This is a genomic window from Candidatus Babeliales bacterium (genome assembly GCA_019749895.1).
Taxonomy (GTDB): domain Bacteria; phylum Babelota; class Babeliae; order Babelales; family RVW-14; genus AaIE-18.
In genome coordinates, this window is the sequence record JAIEPG010000002.1 from 32,071 (window position 1) to 50,057 (window position 17,987).

Sequence of the window (17,987 nt, forward strand, 5' to 3'; positions counted from 1 at the left end):
GTGTAGACACTACCGGCAATGACTTCTTACTTACTTAATTCATCAGTGGCCCAGCCACTGGCCCAAACTCCCCACCACCACCACTCAATGCAGTAACTAGGTATGTCACAAAATAACCAACCAAAATAGATGCAGCGCTTCCGGCAACAATTGCAGCAAGCAACAGGCATGCTGGCAAAATAGCCACGGGAGAACCAGCAAAACAAGCATATTCTTGAGAACTTAACACTCTGGTTTCATAAAAATTATGTGTTGGATTTAACACGATATGATAATAACTTTTTGTAGAAAGTTGAAATTCACTAATACCAACATGCTGCAAAAAGTTGTAGAGAACCGCAACTTCTTTGTTGCCACCTTTGATTTCTATTTCAGTAAAATTACCAAAATCAACAAAATCACCGCCAGCAACAGAACCTTGTACCTGTTGATCAAGCGCCACTTCAAGCGTAGCACCTGCAAACGCAACTTCGTACTTCACGCGCGTTTTTTTTACTTCAATATGTGGATAAAAACCAAGTAGCGTAAGAATGTTTACCATCTCATGACCAGAAGAGACAGCTGTCTCAGCTTCAATGCGCCGCTCTAGCTGCTCACCACTTGTTTTACAACATACCGATGCCTTGCCTGGCTGCGTTCGAACGCGCAAGTACACGTGTGCATCATCAAAACCTTCTAGGCTACGAAACGTAGTCAAAATTGATGGATGCTGAAAGTAGCTGTCAGTTAACTCAACAGTGCCACAATGCTGCGCATTCTTTTCAAGCCAGTTGGCAAGCTGAACAGATTGCTCGTTGGTAAGTTTTATTTTGATTTCGATTTCTTCTGAAAACTGACTTTCTTGAGACTGAGCGCCAAGTTGGCAGCTCAAAACAAAAACTGCACACGCAATGAACAATAATTTCTTCTTCATTCTTGAATCTCCAAAGAAAATTGACCAATGTGACCGCTGCTCAACGCAACAAGAAGTTCGGGCTGAATTTTTAACAATTTATCAACTTGACCTCCACCAGCATAAACAACGTTATGCTGCATTACCCTGTCGTCGATAAAAACTTCAAGACCATCGTTCAGGCCGATTGGTGGGATACCGCCGGGCGGATAGCCGGTGACAGACAAAGTCTCTTCAGGCGTGGCAAAACGAAATTTTTTACAATGTAAAATTTTTACAACTTCATGCCGATCAAGCCGGTCATGTCCACATAAAACAAAAGCAAAAAACTTTTGTGTGTCAGCTTTAACCACTAGCGTTTTGACAATGCTGTTCAAGGGCACACCCAAAAATTCTGCTGCACTTTCTGATGTTTTGGTTGGAATATCGCAAACAATAATTTCGAGCGACTGATGTGCAGCCACGAGATGCTCAAGCTTTGTTTTCATGATTTTTTACCCCTCAAACTTTTCCTTTTTATTTATTCAAAAAAAATAATATCTTTGAATCAGCGTTATGGTGCACTTTTTTTGAATAAATGGCAATAGTTATCAATGTTTTTGCAATTTTTGACAGAGTAGACAAATACAAAAAACAAAAAAGGGTAGTACTTTTTGGTACTACCCTTGTAAATTACGTTTTCAAGAATTTATTTTATGAAATTTGCTGCACCCCTGCATACTCAGCAATAAGATTTTTATACACATCAGCACTTGATTTTTTGTTGCGCTCTCTGTCATGCAAACCAAAACTTGCATCAAAGCCTTTATGCCACTCAAAGTTGTCAACAAGCGTCCAATAATAATAACCGCGAATATCAATACCTTCTTGCAAGGCTTTTTCCACCTCTTCCAACGAAGTCATAATGAGCAATTGACGGCGTTGATCATCTTTTTTGCTATTATCAGCCATGCCATTTTCGGTAATGTAAACGGGCTTGCCCAATGCTGCAACTTCTCTGATTGCTGTGGCAAAACCTTGCGGGTCCAGCGATAAATCCATATCGCCCATAATTTGACCTGGAAAGCAAGTCGAGCCAAAAATAGTAGTGCTATTAAAGCCAATAACGGCCGTTGCATAGTAATTCAATCCAATAAAATCAAACGAATGCGGCGCACGCTCATCTTCATGGACAATGCGGCATGGCTTATAACTAAACGTACTAAACGGTTCATATATATAATCGCCAGTGCGTAAAAAGTTCATAGTTGCATCATTAGTGATTGGTGTTAAAAAAGCACAAGCTACCGCTTCTAGCGGCTCAAACCAATAACGCGGGGCAAACTTAAGCACATTATGCACAATACCAATTTGCGCCTTATCGCCACCAGGCATAGTTTTTAGGGCTTCATAAACTTCAACATGCGCAATTAAAAGATTTTTCAAAACTTCACCACACACACGAAAGCCATCTTTTACCGCAATTTTGCCTGGCGAATGAATACCAATCAAATGACCCGCAAATGCATAAACCGCAGGCTCATTGATGGTGCACCACAACTGAATCTTGTCATTAAAACGCGCAAAAACAGTTTTTGCAAAGCTCACAAAATAGTTAATATTCTCAACACGCTCAAAACCGCCCAAATCATCAAACCAGGCGGGGTGCGTAAAATGATGCAGCGTTGCCATGGGCGCTATACCAGCGGCAAGCAGCGCCGTGCAAAGATCATCATAATGCTGCAAAGCACTTTCATTAATCTTGCCTTGCTCAGGTTCAATACTGCTCCAGTCGATAGAAAACCTAAAAGAGTTAAGTCCTATTTCTTTCATGAGCTCAATATCTTCTTGATAGTTATTCCAGTGATCAACTGACTTGCCAGACTGAAGACCTATTTTTTGTTGAAAGTGAGCCCAGTTTGAGTCTGGCAACGTATCGGCACCAGAGTTTTGAAACTCTGCAATAGCGGTACCCCATTGAAAATCTTTGGGAAATTTTTGTGAAAATAGCGAAGAGCTAGCAAACAAAAATACCAGTAAAAACTTGAAGCATACATTGCGCACCATACAGAATCCCTGCTTACCTAAAAGTTGAACAAAAACTCACAAAAAATACATCACGGTAATTCTACCATCAAAAACCAGGTACATCGAGATTGTTTTGGTACAAAATATAGACAAGAAAAAAGCCGCTAACTTTGCAGTTAGCGGCTTTAATTAAAACCTGGCAGTACCTATTTTTCCGGCTCGTCTCCAAGCAAGTATTTTCGGCGTGATGGTCTTCACTTCTGTATTCGGAATGGGAACAGGTGTTACCCCAGCACTATCGCCACCAGGAAATTTTGTAAATTTTTTAAATATTTCATAATTTTTAAAGATCTTAATTACCTATAAATTATACAGGTAATTTTAAATTATGCAAGCAACTCGTAGCAAAACGTGATGCAACGTAAGTTGCTTGCATAATTTTCATAGTCATAGTTGAATATCGGAAAGAACAAAACAGAAAATTGTATGAAGAGACTAAATTAAATTAGATGTAGATAAAACGTTCGATCTATTAGTATTGGTTAGCTGAACACATTACTGTGCTTACACACCCAACCTATCAACCTCGTAGTCTTCGAGGGATCTTAATGTTATGCAACCGAAGTTGCATAAACGGGATATCTTATCTTGAGGCGAGTTTCCCACTTAGATGCTTTCAGCGGTTATCTCATCCAAACCTAGCTACCCGGCTTTGCTTTTGGTAAACAACCGGAACACCAGAGGTTTGTCCATCCCGGTCCTCTCGTACTAGGGACAGCTTCTCTCAAATATCCTACGCCCACGATGGATAAGGACCGACCTGTCTTACGACGGTCTGAACCCAGCTCACGTACCGCTTTAATTGGCGAACAGCCAAACCCTTGGGACCTTCTCCAGCCCCAGGATGCGATGAGCCGACATCGAGGTGCCAAACCTCCTCGTCGATATGGACTCTTAGAGGAGATTAGCCTGTTATCCCCGGCGTACCTTTTATCCGTTTAGCAATGGCCCTTCCATGCGGAACCACTGGATCACTAAATCCTGCTTTCGCACCTGCTCGACCTGTATGTCTCGCAGTCAAGCTCCCTTATGCTTTTGCGCTCTTAAGACGATTTCTATTCGCCTTGAGGGAACCTTTGAACGCCTCCGTTACATTTTGGGAGGCGACCACCCCAGTCAAACTACCCACCAGACAATGTCCTTTCTCCGGATTACGGAAAAAAGTTAGATTTTCAAACGAACAAGAGCGGTATTTCACCATTGACTCTGCTACAGCTAGCGCCGTAGCTTCACCGTCTCCCGCCTATCCTACACATGCTAATCCAAAAATCAATGTCAAGTTATAGTAAAGGTGCACGGGGTCTTTCCGTCCTATCGCGGGTACCCGGCATTTTCACCGGGACTACAAATTCACTGAGTCTCTCATCAAGACAGCGTTCAAGTCGTTACGCCATTCATGCAGGTCGGAACTTACCCGACAAGGGATTTCGCTACCTTAGGACCGTTATAGTTACGGCCGCCGTTTACTGGGGCTTCGATTCAATGCTTCGCTCCGAAGAACTAACATCTCCTGTTAACCTTCCAGCACTGGGCAGGCGTCAGACCATATACATCCTCTTACGAGTTAGCATGGCCCTGTGTTTTTGTTAAACAGTCGCTTGAACCTCTTTATTGCAACCAACAATCGCTTCTTTTATTCTCATAAAATAACGACATTGGCACCTCTTCTCCCGAAGTTACGAGGCTATTTTGCCGAGTTCCTGAATGAGAGTTATCTCAACGCCTTAGTATTCTCAACTCGCCCACCTGTGTCGGTTTGCGGTACGATCACTTTTTTGCTCGCTAGAGGTTTTTCTAGTCAGCGGAGAATCAGCTGAACATATCTTTTCACTTAGAATTGATATGCCCGTCACACCTCAGAGTGATGATTTTGCGGATTTGCCTACAAAATCCTCCTAAATGCTTAGCGTGGTAAACCATACCCCACGTCAACCTATCTTTCTGCGTCACCCCTTCACTCAAACGCTAAAAGTGGTGCAGGAATATTTAGCCTGCTTCCCATCGCCTACTCCAATTGGCCTCGGCTTAGAGTATCGACTAACCCTGAGTGGATGAACCTTTCTCACGGAACCCTTGGGCTTTCGGCGAACAGGAATTTCACCTGTTTTTTCGTTACTTATGCCAACATGCTCACTTCTTTTGTCCCCATCTGTCCTTACGGTCAAACTTGCCACAAAAGAACGCTTCTCTACCACTGTATCTAAAAGATACAATCCATAGCTTCGGTGATTCATTTAGCCCCGTTCATGTTTTAGCGCAAAAACACTTGACCAGTGAGCTATTACGCTTTCTTTAAAGGATGGCTGCTTCTAAGCCAACCTCCTGGCTGTCTGTGTATTTCCACATCTTTTACCACTTAATGAATACTTTGGGACCTTAGCTGATGGTCTGGGCTGTTTCCCTTTTGACTACGAAGCTTATCCCTCGCAGTCTGACTCCCGTTCTATAAATAGACGACATTCAGAGTTAGTAATGGTTTGGTAAACTTACGCCCCCTAGCCAAAACTGTGCTTTACCGCCATCTACGATCAAACGAGGCTATACCTAAATATATTTCGAGAAGAACCAGCTATCTCCCAGTTTGATTAGCCTTTCACTCCTATCCACAAGTCATCCCAGCAGTTTTCAACCCACACGGGTTCAGACCTCCATCTTGTTTTACCAAGACTTCATCTTGCTCATGGATAGCTCACTAGGTTTCGGGTCTGCCCCACGCTACTAAACGCCCTATTCAGACTCGCTTTCGCTACGGCTTCGTCCTTTCAAGACTTAACCTTGCAACGTAGGAGCAACTCGTTGGCCCATTATGCAAAAGGTACATGGTCACACATTCGTATATTGTGCTTCCACCGATTGTAAGCATTTGGTTTCAGGTTCTATTTCACTCCCCTCCCGGGGTTCTTTTCACCTTTCCCTCACGGTACTCGTTCACTATCGGTTATCAGGTAGTATTTAGCTTTACCCAATGGTCTGGGCAGATTCTCACGGAATTTCACGTGCTCCGTGATACTTGAGAGTATAATTATCAAGCACTTTCAGTATTTATCTTACAGGACTATAACCTTCTTTGGTCGCACTTCCCAGTGCATTCAAATATACTGACTACTTGACCCGAGCAACTGCATTGCCCAGATATTATATCTCGCTTCCCTCGTACTGCAACGCATGCAGGCTTACACAGCACAAGTTTTAAGCTGTTCCCGTTTCGCTCACCACTACTTAGGGAATCACATTCGTTTTCTTTTCCTGACGCTACTTAGATGTTTCAGTTCACGTCGTTCGCCTCTTTACCCTATGTATTCAGATAAAGATACCTAGGCTTCACCTAGGTGGGTCTCCCCATTCAGAAATCCCCGGATCAAAGCTTGATTGGCAGCTCCCCGAGGCTTACAGCAGCCTTCCACTTCTTTCATCGCCTCCTGATACCATGGCATTCACCAAATGCTCTTTTCAATTATCTACAAACTCTCATACAAAATTACTGTCTTTTTTGAGTAAAACTCATTTGTATTTTCGATATTCAGTTAGACTATATATTTCAAAGATCTTTAATTTTTTATATTAACTATCTTCTTAAAACACACAAAACAAACGTCTTTTATAAAATATGCCTCTGAGTGCAACTACTTGTATTTATTTCTATATTAAATAACACCTTAAGATCTTATAGATCTTGATCTCCTTCGAAAGGAGGTGATCCAGCCGCAGGTTCTCCTACGGCTACCTTGTTACGACTTCACCCCAATTATCCCCCTCACCTTTACTGACCGCCTCCTTTACAGGTTAGCTAAGACAGTTTTGGGTGCTGACGACTTTCATGGTGTGACGGGCGGTGTGTACAAGGTCCGAGAACGTATTCACCGCGTCGTTCTGATACGCGATTACTAGCGATTTCAACTTCATGGAGTCGAATTGCAGACTCCAATCCGAACTTAGACAAGTTTTGAAGGATTTGCTCCACCTCGCGGTATTGCAGCCCGTTGTACTTGCCATTGTAACACGTGTGTAGCCCTAGGCATAAGGGCCATGAGGACTTGACGTCATCCCCACCTTCCTCCTTGTTTCCAAGGCAGTCCCGCCAGAGTGCTATTCCGAAGAATGAGCAACTGACGGCAAGGGTTGCGCTCGTTAAAGGACTTAACCCAACATCTCACGACACGAGCTGACGACAGCCATGCAGCACCTGTGTAACAGTCTATGTTTCCATAGAACCCGATATTTCTACCAGTAACAATTACATGTCAAGCCTAGGTAAGGTTCCTCGCGTAGTGTCGAATTAAACCACATGTTCCACCGCTTGTGCGGACCCCCGTCAATTTCTTTGAGTTTTAGTCTTGCGACCGTACTACTCAGGCGGATCACTTAACGCGTTAGCTTCGACACTGATAATACTAAGTATTACCAACATCTAGTGATCATCGTTTACGGCGTGGACTACCAGGGTATCTAATCCTGTTTGCTCCCCACGCTTTCGCACCTCAGCGTCAGGAATAAGCCAAGAAGCCGCCTTCGCAACCGGTGTTCCTCTCGAGATCTACGCATTTTACCGCTACTCCGAGAATTCCACTTCTCTCTCTTATCCTCTAGCAAATCAGTTTTGACTGCAGTTCCTTGGTTGAGCCAAGGTATTTAACAACCAACTTAATAAGCCGCCTACGCGCTCTTTACGCCCAGTGATTCCGAATAACGCTTGCACCCTTCGTATTACCGCGGCTGCTGGCACGAAGTTAGCCGGTGCTTTCTCTAGTGGTACCGTCATCTCCAGTATGTATTAGATACTGTTCTTTCTTCCCACTTAACAGGAGTTTACGATCCTAAAACCTTCATCCTCCACGCGGTGTCGCTGCGTCAGGGTTTCCCCCATTGCGCAATATTCCCCACTGCTGCCTCCCGTAGGAGTTTGGGCCGTATCTCAGTCCCAATGTGGCCGTACACCCTCTCAGGCCGGCTACCCATCTTCGTCTTGGTGAGCCTTTACCTCACCAACTAACTAATAGGACGCGAGCTCATCCATCAGCGACAGCAAAGAGGCCGTCTTTCTCCAGCAAGCTGGACTTATGCAGTATTAACCTCGATTTCTCGAAGATATTCTCCACTAATGGGCAGATTCTCACGTGTTACTCACCCGTTCGCCACTGTACTCATCCCCGAAGGAATTTTCTCGTTCGACTTGCATGTGTTAAGCACACCGCCAGCGTTTATTCTGAGCCAGAATCAAACTCTCCGTATCAAAAATTGACACAAGGTCATTGCACTCAGAGGTAATCTTTTAATTACCTATCTTTATGCGGACGTCGTTTCGTACATTTCAAAGATAGTTCAAAATTTTCTTTATTTAATCAACCAGGAATCTAATTTCAATGTGTCTTAACTTCGTTCGTTTCATCTCATTTCCTTGATTGTAGAAGTATTATACTTTTTTCTTTTTGAGTTAGCAAGCTTTTTTTGCAAAATATTTAAAGTTTTTTTTATTTCTCGAAAACATCGATCCAGTCGATGTTTTCGAGAACAATAAAAACTATTATTCGTAACTTTAATTAAAAAAGTTTAAAAATAGTTTAAAAATTTTAATAAAAAGGGTTCAAAACAACCACCCACATACCAGAACTCTTTGCACCCCTTTTTTGCCACTCCAAAACACCTCCTCTAGATGGGTCCTATATATAAGGAAAGAACACCCCAAAAATCCCCTAAAAAGAAGAGCTTTTTGTGCCCCTAAATTCATATAATGAGTAAAAGGCCTACTTTCAGGAGGTTTTTGACCATTTTTGAACCTATAAACAGATACTCTTGCAACTTGAAAACCCTATGCCTACACTGGGAGTGTTTATTGGCATCATCTAAAAGGAACGTACGTATGAAGATATTAACCATGGGCGGCGCCACGCAAGACATCTATTTAGACTACGCAGGCGCTGATTATATGACCATCACCAAAAAAAGCTCGTCTCAAACCTTTATGCTCTTTGAAACGGGCGAAAAGATTGGTATTGATGAACTCTTGTATTTAACAGGCGGGGGTGCAACCAATTCTGCTGCATCCTTTAAGTTGCGCGGCTTTGACGTTTCGTGCTTTTGCCAAGTAGGAACTGATAACGCAGGAGAAGCCGTCATACACGACTTAGAAAATAGAAGCATTAAAACAAACCTTATTAAACAAACACAAGAACATGCCACCGGCTCATCATTTATCATTAAATCATTGCAGCATGAACGCACCATCTTTGTCCATCGCGGCGCAAATAGCTTTCTTAAACGCCAAGACATCCCTTTTGATGCCATTAAAGAATGCGATCAATTGTATCTAACATCATTAAGCGATGATTCAGCGGCATTACTTCCCGAGATTGTGCGCTTTGCTCACGAGCACAACAAGCCAATTGCTATCAACCCAGGCAGCAGTCAACTTTCACAAGGGGTGCAAACACTGCGCGAATCGCTCCCCTTTATAGAAACACTTATCATGAATGCAAACGAAGCACGCATGTTTATGCTTTCATTAGTTGAAACGGACCAAACGTACAAGAAGATTCTTGAAGAACAAACACCCATCATTTGCCCACCAACAAAACGCAACGAAGAACCCTACTTAATTACCAGCCCCATCGTTTACGACGGCGGTTGCTTTAGCGCCAAAAAGTTCTTTAAAGAAATACTAAGTATGGGACCCCGGATTGTAGTCATTACCAATGGCGCCAACGGTGTTTATGTGGCAACAAAAAATGATGTTTACTTTCATCCCAGCATAAAGATTAAAGTAATAGACCCGGTAGGCGCTGGCGACGCTTTTGGCTCGTGTTTTGTTGCAAGCTTAAAAAAAGGCTTTGAGCCTCACGATGCGCTTAGACATGGCATTTTAAACAGCGCATCAGTTTTAACCAAAATTGGCGCAAAAAACGGTATTTTGAATGATGCAGAACTTGAGAAGCAAGCAGCCATTTTAAATCACACACTATTACAACACTACACCCTTACCTAAACAGCATGATGAATTATTTAAAGAACTTCATTAAGTCCTTGGGACAACAATCCATTATCCTGTACCTACAAATACAAGATAAAGAACTGACTTGCGTTCTATTCAAAAAAGCGAGCAACACGTTGCGCATCAAAAAACAGGAAAAAATGGCCCTAGAATCAACCGTAATAATAAACGGCATAATTTACAACCCCACCACCCTTGCCCATTCCATAAGTCAATTTACCACCAAGCACGGACTTTGCAGACCTAAAGCAGTTCTGTGCTTTGCAGGGCTTGCCAACCACCAGCCCGCCTTACAACAATTAGCAACATTGCAAACAGCCCTGTGTACCACAAAAACCCCATTACGACTTCTTGCTATTATTGCAAAGCCATTAATACTAGACAAAGCACAGTCAGTCCCATACAAGATGCTTACCGATCAACAAGACTTACTTAAGCCGTTTAAACGGTACAACCAACACAGCCCCGCCTGGTGGCTTGGGGCCACAGGGGCTAGCGCAGGCGTTATGATCTTGCTGCTTCATTCGGTTTATACCAATATGAAGCATGATCTGGCACATACTACCAGCACTCAAGAAGACTTGCTTGCAACTACCAAAAACCTTGAACAAGAGATTAATACCCTCAATCAGATCAAGCAGTCTGAACAGGAACTTGCCAAGCGCCTCACTATTTTAAAGCCACCAACAGGAGCCTTTCAGTTTAGCCAGCTTTTAACTAGCATTTCCCGGGCCATACCATCTGCCTGCTGGCTTGAATCGCTGAACGCTTCAGCAATCAAAAACCCACAAGCAATGGGCAGCAAACACGCAACAAACACTACCAGCTATACTATGGCCATGCAAGGAAAGAGCACCTCGCTCAAGGCAATTACTACATTCATAGCAAACTTGCAAAAAATACCTTCTATAAAGGCTGTTGACCCCGCAACCATTAAGATGGTCAAAAAATCTGAAAATCAACCCAAGAAAAGCTACTTTTTCAAGCTTTCGGCCACGCTTAAAGTGTAGTTTGCCAACTATATCGTTTTTTGGTACCATTTAGATTGTATTATTTGTTGTTATAAGTATAACTTTTTAAACCATACAGCTGATTCAAAAGGGCTTTCGTCCTTTTACCGCTGATGTGTTGACTCGGGATTATCATGGTAAGAGACAATCAAAAAATGATTTCTTCTCGCTGGAGTGCTGAGCTCATTGAAGATGAGTTTCAACTCAATGACGCACAGAAAGCCGAACTTACTGAACTTTATGATGATATATCAAACAAGTTCAAAGTAGGCAAAGTTATTAAAGGTAAAGTCATTGCAAAAGAAAACAATGGCGTACTTGTTAATATTGATTATAAGTCTGATGGACTGATTCCTCAATATGAGTTTTCAGACTATGAACTTAAAGGTCTTCAATCAGGCACAGAAATTGATGTGCTTCTTGATCGCCTTGAAGATGAAGGCGGTTGTGTTGTATTGTCGTATCAAAAAGCTAAAGCACTTAAAGCTTGGGACAATATTACCGACTTGGCAACATCTGACGAACCAGTTCGCGGTGTGGTTACCCATAAAGTTAAGGGTGGCTTGAGCGTAGACGTTGGGATCCCTGCTTTCTTGCCAGGATCACAAATCGACATTCAACGTGTTACTGATTTTGATCAATTTGTTGGTCAAGAAGTTACCTGCAAAATTCTTAAAGTTAATAAGAAGCGCGGTAACGTTATTATCTCTCGCAGAAAATACATTGAAGAACAACGCTTTGAAGACAAGAAGAAAGCTCTTGAAACAATTCAAGAAGAACAAGTCTTGCAAGGTATTGTTAAAAACATCACCAGCTACGGCGTTTTTGTTGACGTTGGCGGCATTGATGGCTTGCTTCATATCACCGACATGTCATGGGGACGCATAGCACATCCTAGCGAAATGGTCAGAATTGGTGACACAATCACCGTTAAGGTTATTTCCTTTGATAAGATGCATGAAAAGATCTCTTTGGGCATGAAGCAATTGACTCCAAATCCTTGGGAACATGTTGCGGCGCAATATCCATTGCACAGCAATATCAAAGGCAAAATTTCTAGCATCACGGACTACGGTCTTTTCATTGAAGTTGAAAAGGGCGTTGAGGGGCTGGTTCACATTTCAGAAATCTCTTGGACTGAGCGTATTAACAATCTTTCAAGATATTTCCATGTTGGACAAGAAATTGAAGCATTGGTTGTTGCTCTTGATAAAGACAACCGCAGAATGTCTTTGAGCATTAAGCAACTCAACGAAGATCCATGGAAAACCGTTGCTGATAAGTTTAAAATTGGCGACAAAATTCATGGTAAAATTACCAACATCACCGATTTTGGTCTTTTCGTACAATTGCTTGATGGCGTTGACGGACTCGTGCATATTTCAGACATCTCCTGGACCGATCATGTTTCACATCCAAGTGAACGTTATCAAAAAGGCAGCATGGTTGATGCCGTAATCTTGTCAATTGATCCAGACAACCGCAAGGTTTCTTTGGGCATCAAACAACTTGAAAATGATCCATGGACAACGGTAGAAAGCGAATATAAAGTTGGCACAATGATTCAAGGTACGGTATCAAAAATTACCAACTTTGGCGCATTTGTTAAACTTCCTACCGGCATTGAAGGTCTTGTTCATATCTCTGAACTTTCAGAAAGTGATGTTCAGAAGGTTGAAGACATTATCAAAGTTGGCGAAACCAAAGAATTTAGAATTATCAAGGTTAGCCCAGAAGAGCGCAAGCTTGGCTTGAGCTTAAAGCCTGAAAAGGTGAAGAGTGCGCCAACCGAAGAAGAGCGACGTGAAGAAGCAGCAGTTGAAAAAATCCAAGCGAAAAAAGCAGCTGCAGCCGCTGAACAAAAAGCTCCTCGTCAAGAACAGCAACAGCAACAACAGCAGCCTACTGCTATGAAGAGCTCATTGCAGCAAGCGCTTGAAAAGCACATGCAAAAAGACGATAATTCTAAAGAATAATATAATTTGAACGAAAGGTTATGATGATCATGAAAAGATTAATGTTGTTGTGTCTTCCTGTTTTGCTACTCATTGCCGGTTGCACGCTTTTTCAACCTTCTTGTGATCATCATGACCAAACCATAAAGAAAGTACCGAACATGGAACATACCTTAGCAATTATTAAGCCTGATGCAGTTAGAGCACACAACAGCGGGAAAATTATTGACCGCATTGAACAAGAAGGCTTTGAAATTGTTGGCATGAAAAAAATCAACTTATCGTTGGCACAAGCACAAAGCTTTTATGCCGTACACAAAGAACGTCCGTTCTTTGGTGAGTTGGTAGAATTCATGACTTCAGGCCCGGTAGTTGTTATGGCACTTGCCAAAGACAACGCGGTAAAAGCATGGCGCGACCTTATGGGTGCTACAAACCCTGCACAAGCAGCAGACAACACAATCCGTAAACTTTACGGCGCAAGTGTTGGCGAAAACGCTACGCACGGTTCTGACGCTCCAGAAACGGCGGCAGAAGAAGTAAAATTCTTCTTTCCAGAATTAAGCTAATTTTAAAAAAGGCCCGGAAAATTCCGGGCCTTTTTTAATGTCTAATTTTTTAGTGCCCAACCCTTCGACCAGGCTCAGGGCGAACGGGCACAGACAGGATTAACGATGCGCACGCTCTTAATCTTTCTTTCACTCTGCTGTTTTACCCCTCGCCTCAACAGCATTGTTATTCTGGTTCACGGTTCATTTGCAAACCAAGAAACCTGGCACCAACCAGAAGGCGATTTTTTTGACGAGCTTGAAAAACAAGCACGCACACTCCACCACAAAACCATCTCGTTTTGCTGGCCTGGCATGCCCACTACCGCCACTATTGTAGCCAGCGGGCAAACACTTGCCAAACTCATCTTGAGCTACCCACCCACCGAACAGATTATCGTAATCGGCCATAGCCACGGCGGTAACGTTATTAGCATCGCCAGCCAACTACTCAGCACAGCCGCTACCAACACTTTTGATGCTGATTTCTTGCTCAGCCTAACTCCCACCACCCGCAAGCATGAACCCACAATCTTTGAGCTCTTTTGCAAAGCACTACCACAGATAAAAAAGCTCTTTCACTTGTACCAGCAACAGTGGCGCAACATCTCAACCTTTGCCATTCAAGCAGCATACTTTTTGGGGACTCCAATCGACGCTCAAGCTTTTATGCCCAGTATGAACGCTATCGAATACGTTTATAATTTTTATTCACAAGGCGATATCATTCAACCGGTACTTGGCTTTTTTCAACGTACACTACCAACGCACGAACGTATTACCAATCTTTCAATCACCATCAAAAACACCGGGATCTTGCCCTCGGATCAGCCATCACACTCACAACTACACTTGCCAATAGTTGCGCGCTGGCTCTTGAGTATTCCGCACCAGCTTAAGCAACAAAAGATAGGCAACTTTGAAAACTTTGAACATACCAATGGACACATTCACATAGACCCCGAACGTGGACCGATGTACACAAAATAAAAAAGAGGCCGTAAAAAACACGGCCTCTTTTTTATTTTGTGAGAGATATGCTACCAGGAGCTATTGTCATCGTTCTCAACGCTCATACGCTCTTCTTCTCGCGCATCATCGTGAAATTCACGCTCTATATGTCGTCTTTTTGTCTCTGGTCGGTCGTCAGATTCATCATCATGGTTAGATCTACGATCAGATCTACGCTCAAAACCGCCATCGGACTCACCACGTTGTTCATATTGCTCTGCCGCTTGCCTGCGCAATGCCTTATCTTCTTCAATCCGCTTTTCAATTTCTTTAAGTCTATCAAGCTCTTCTTGTGTTAAATCAATCAAGCGAGTCAATTTTTCATTACTATCTTCAATAGCTTTAAGCGTCATACGCCCACTACCCATATCCAGATTACGAATTGTTAACCGTTGGGCAACACCAGGTGCAATTTCTTGCGCAAGATCTGCATCGTTATGCGAAATAACAATCGAACGGCTCATACCACGACGAGAGCGAGGAATATAACATTGACCCGTATCAATGCGCTCAAGCAAACGTGGAACGCCAGTACGGATATACGTACCATCGCCATCTTGATAATAAAAAGCAAAGTATAAGTCGCTTTGAGTCGCATTGCTCAAGATAATTTCACGGTCAGATTGGTCGGCAACATAAACGGTATACGTTATATCGGTAAATGGATATGTCCACCAACCATAGCGATAACCAAAGCGTGCATGCGGCACAAAGAAGCCAACACCACCGCAATAGTAGTACCCATAGCTTGGATAGTAAAACCCATAAAGCGGATCGAAATAACTCCAACCTGGCCAAATCAGGCCCCAACCCCACAAACCAAGCGGCCTGTTCCAATAACATGATCGATAGTTAGAAAACAACACGGAGCGTCTACGATAGCCCGAGCCATATGAACGGCGCCAACCAGAACGCGAGCGGGCACCAGCGCCGCTAAGCCTTGCAGCCCTTCTGCTTGAACGGCTGCTCACACGACCAGACGATCGTGCTCTAGATGTACGAGAAACTCTTGAACTAGAAGCTCCAGAACCTGCCAAGCTTGTAGATCTTACGCGAGAACTGCCGGTACTACTGGTACGAAAAGAGCGCCGTCCTCCAGAGCCATGCGACGAGAAACTTGAAGCACCAGAACTAGAACGTCGAGAATAGCCACCACCAGAAGAGCTACGCCCCGAACCCGACGAGCGCGAACTACCACCGCCTCCTCGAGCACCCGAAGAGCCAGAACGCCCACCACCACGACCACCTCGCGCAGCAAGTAAGACGGTTTCTTGTTGTGCCAAACTAACATTCATCAGATCAGTGGCAGCACAATCTACCCCTACAAGACCCAACACGAGCGCCAATAGGCCTCTGCTTTTTACTATTTTCATAACTTCTCCCTCACTTAACGCATTAATTTTTCAAAAATTAAAGATCGATACATTTAAACAAAATAGTACCTAAATTTAATATTAGAAAAATACGCGAAGAAAACGCAAGAGTTTAGTTAAGAAAAAATAGTGGAACAAAGCCCTATTCTACAGCACAAAACACTTATGGGCACTCGGGAACTGGACGCTGTTTTGCCCAGGCATCAAGGTCTACTAAGTATCGCAAAAGAGCTGGAAGCTGAGAAAGACGTACCGAATTAGGACCATCACACAAAGCTTTTTCAGGCTCTTCATGAACTTCCATAAATACCCCTGCTATCCCTTGAACAATAGCAGCAGCTGCAATGGTGGGCACGAAGTGCCGATCCCCGCCAGACGAATCACCAAGCTGCCCAGGACGCTGGACGGCATGAGTAGCATCAATGACAACCGGCTTACCAAAACGTTTCATAATGGGGAAATTTCGCGGGTCTACGACCAAGTCTTCATAGCCCATGGTAAAGCCACGCTCCCCAAGCCAGACCTGCTCATTGCCTGTTGAGGCAACTTTGTCGACCAACGAACCCATTTTTTCAGGCCGTACAAATTGGCCCTTTTTAATGAAAACCGTTCGGCCAGTCTTGCCAGCAGCCAACAAAAGATCGGTTTGTCGACACAAAAAGGCAGGCACTTGCAAAACATTAGCTACGTCGGCCACATGTGCCGCCTGCCATGCTTCATGAATATCGGTAACCACAGGAAGATCAAACTCTGCTTTAACTTTTTCAAAAATACGCAACCCTTCATCCATACCAACGCTACGATAGCTTTTGGCTGAAATGCGGTTCGCTTTGTCAAAAGAACCTTTAAAAATAAGGTTGAAAGAGAGTTGTTCAGATAACTTTTTAAGTTCTTGAGCAAGCATAAGCGTATGCGCTTCATCTTGCAATGCACATGGCCCCAAAATAAAAAAAAGCGGCTTTTCGTTGCCGCTCATTTTTTCAAGCCAAAGGTGTTTTTGGTTCATCTTCGTCTTCTATTTTATTTTCTGCTTTTTTTTCTATAGTTTTGCAAATTTCGTCCAAGATGCCATTGATGAACTTGTACGAATCTTTTTCAGCAAATGCTTTAGCCAATTCTACTGCTTCATTGATAACAATGGAAACAATAGCGTCTGGTTGACGCAGCTCCCACAATGCCATGCGCAAAATAAGTCGTGTGCAACAACCAAGCCGTTCAAGTTTCCAATTCTTCAAAAAGGGTTTAATGCCCTCATCAAGCAGATCACGCTGCTCAACAACACCATGCGCCAGTTGATAAGCAAATGACTCAGCATCAACATCCAAGTTAAAGCCATCCTTGAAGTCTTGAATCAAATCATCCAATGAAACCGTATAATCAAAACGGTCAAGTGCATAAATTAAATGAAACGCAACAAAGCGCTCATCGCGTCTAGATTCTGCTTTTAAAGGATGTTCTTCTCCCAGGACAAAGTCCTGATCGTTATCACGCTCATCAACAATGTTTTGATCTATGATGTTTTTTTCATTCATGGCTCTTAACCCTTGCTTCCCAAAAAGAAGCTTTCTTAGTTTACACGCTCAATATATTTGTCTTCGCGTGTATCAATTTTAATTTTATCACCTTCTTGCAAGAACAATGGCACACTAATAACCAAACCCGATTCAAGTGTTGCAGGCTTGCTACCACCTTGAGCGGTATCACCTTTTACACCAGGCATAGTTTCAGTAATAGTCAAAATCATAAACATTGGCGGCTCAACACTTACCACGCGACCCTTAAAGCTCATAACGCTGTAAGCTTCGCCTTCTTTCAAATAGTTTTTAGCACCAACAATTTGATCTTCACTTAAATCAACTTGTTCAAAGTCTTCTTTGTTCATAAAGTGATACATATCATCAGAAGAATAAAGGTACTGCATGTTAACTTGTTCTACATCTGGTTCTGGAAATTTTTCAGCAGAACGGAAGGTTTCTTCCAACATACGACCAGTCAATAAATTACGCATTTTTGTACGCAAGTAAGTGCCACCCTTACCAGGCTTTACCAATTGATAATCTATCACAAGCCACGGCTCGTTATTCCACAATATCTTTGTTGAGCCTTTTTTGAAATCTGATGTTGAAATCACGGGTTACCCTTACCT

Annotated in this window: 12 protein-coding genes and 3 rRNA genes; 5 read left to right on the forward strand and 10 right to left on the reverse strand. The window is 43.0% G+C overall.

From position 1 onward, the window contains the following. Nucleotides 1–34: 34 nt before the first annotated feature. The 6 genes from K2W90_01205 to K2W90_01230 all read right to left on the reverse strand — a co-directional run bounded on the left by K2W90_01205 (nt 35) and on the right by K2W90_01230 (nt 8,189). The gene (locus K2W90_01205; protein MBY0352966.1) at nt 35–913 is read right to left on the reverse strand and encodes a CYTH domain-containing protein; all 879 of its coding nucleotides are present in this window, start codon (nt 911–913) and stop codon (nt 35–37) included. Then, nucleotides 910–1,380, reverse strand: a complete 471-nt coding sequence (locus K2W90_01210; protein ID MBY0352967.1) for a YbaK/EbsC family protein — start codon at nt 1,378–1,380, stop codon at nt 910–912. Before K2W90_01210 ends, K2W90_01205 begins: the two co-directional genes overlap by 4 nt. Nucleotides 1,381–1,585: 205 nt before the next feature. After that, nucleotides 1,586–2,938: a family 1 glycosylhydrolase gene (locus K2W90_01215; protein ID MBY0352968.1), complete on the reverse strand. Its 1,353-nt coding sequence runs from the start codon at nt 2,936–2,938 to the stop codon at nt 1,586–1,588. A gap of 155 nt (nt 2,939–3,093) precedes the next feature. Next, nucleotides 3,094–3,208: ribosomal RNA gene (rrf, locus tag K2W90_01220) — 5S ribosomal RNA — on the reverse strand. Nucleotides 3,209–3,410: 202 nt separating this feature from the next. After that, nucleotides 3,411–6,419 (reverse strand): 23S ribosomal RNA (locus K2W90_01225). A 226-nt stretch (nt 6,420–6,645) separates the two neighbouring features. Continuing rightward, nucleotides 6,646–8,189: ribosomal RNA gene (locus tag K2W90_01230) — 16S ribosomal RNA — on the reverse strand. Together the 16S, 23S and 5S rRNA genes form the textbook arrangement of a ribosomal RNA operon. 627 nt (nt 8,190–8,816) lie before the next feature. On the opposite strand from K2W90_01230, the gene K2W90_01235 reads away from it, so the two are divergent. The 5 genes from K2W90_01235 to K2W90_01255 all read left to right on the forward strand — a co-directional run bounded on the left by K2W90_01235 (nt 8,817) and on the right by K2W90_01255 (nt 14,447). Further along, entirely contained in the window at nt 8,817–9,938 is a 1,122-nt protein-coding gene (locus K2W90_01235) for a carbohydrate kinase family protein (GenBank protein ID MBY0352969.1), read from the forward strand. Between the two features lie 8 nt (nt 9,939–9,946). Then, nucleotides 9,947–10,954, forward strand: a complete 1,008-nt coding sequence (locus tag K2W90_01240) for a PilN domain-containing protein (protein ID MBY0352970.1) — start codon at nt 9,947–9,949, stop codon at nt 10,952–10,954. A 134-nt stretch (nt 10,955–11,088) separates the two neighbouring features. After that, nucleotides 11,089–12,930: a 30S ribosomal protein S1 gene (locus K2W90_01245; GenBank protein ID MBY0352971.1), complete on the forward strand. Its 1,842-nt coding sequence runs from the start codon at nt 11,089–11,091 to the stop codon at nt 12,928–12,930. Between the two features lie 140 nt (nt 12,931–13,070). Continuing rightward, nucleotides 13,071–13,478, forward strand: coding sequence for a nucleoside-diphosphate kinase (gene ndk, locus K2W90_01250; GenBank protein ID MBY0352972.1), 408 nt, complete (start codon nt 13,071–13,073; stop codon nt 13,476–13,478). A 105-nt stretch (nt 13,479–13,583) separates the two neighbouring features. Next, nucleotides 13,584–14,447, forward strand: coding sequence for an alpha/beta fold hydrolase (locus K2W90_01255; protein ID MBY0352973.1), 864 nt, complete (start codon nt 13,584–13,586; stop codon nt 14,445–14,447). Between the two features lie 50 nt (nt 14,448–14,497). Here the strand turns inward: K2W90_01255 and K2W90_01260 are convergent, their stop codons facing one another. The 4 genes from K2W90_01260 to efp all read right to left on the reverse strand — a co-directional run bounded on the left by K2W90_01260 (nt 14,498) and on the right by efp (nt 17,972). After that, on the reverse strand, nt 14,498–15,841 hold the full coding sequence (locus K2W90_01260; protein MBY0352974.1) for a hypothetical protein: 1,344 nt from the start codon (nt 15,839–15,841) through the stop codon (nt 14,498–14,500). A gap of 163 nt (nt 15,842–16,004) precedes the next feature. After that, a complete protein-coding gene (kdsA, locus tag K2W90_01265) occupies nt 16,005–16,847 on the reverse strand; it encodes a 3-deoxy-8-phosphooctulonate synthase (GenBank protein MBY0352975.1) in 843 nt (280 codons plus the stop codon). Further along, the gene (gene nusB, locus K2W90_01270) at nt 16,822–17,373 is read right to left on the reverse strand and encodes a transcription antitermination factor NusB (GenBank protein ID MBY0352976.1); all 552 of its coding nucleotides are present in this window, start codon (nt 17,371–17,373) and stop codon (nt 16,822–16,824) included. Before nusB ends, kdsA begins: the two co-directional genes overlap by 26 nt. A gap of 35 nt (nt 17,374–17,408) precedes the next feature. Next, a complete protein-coding gene (efp, locus tag K2W90_01275; protein MBY0352977.1) occupies nt 17,409–17,972 on the reverse strand; it encodes an elongation factor P in 564 nt (187 codons plus the stop codon). Between the last annotated feature and the right edge of the window lie 15 nt (nt 17,973–17,987).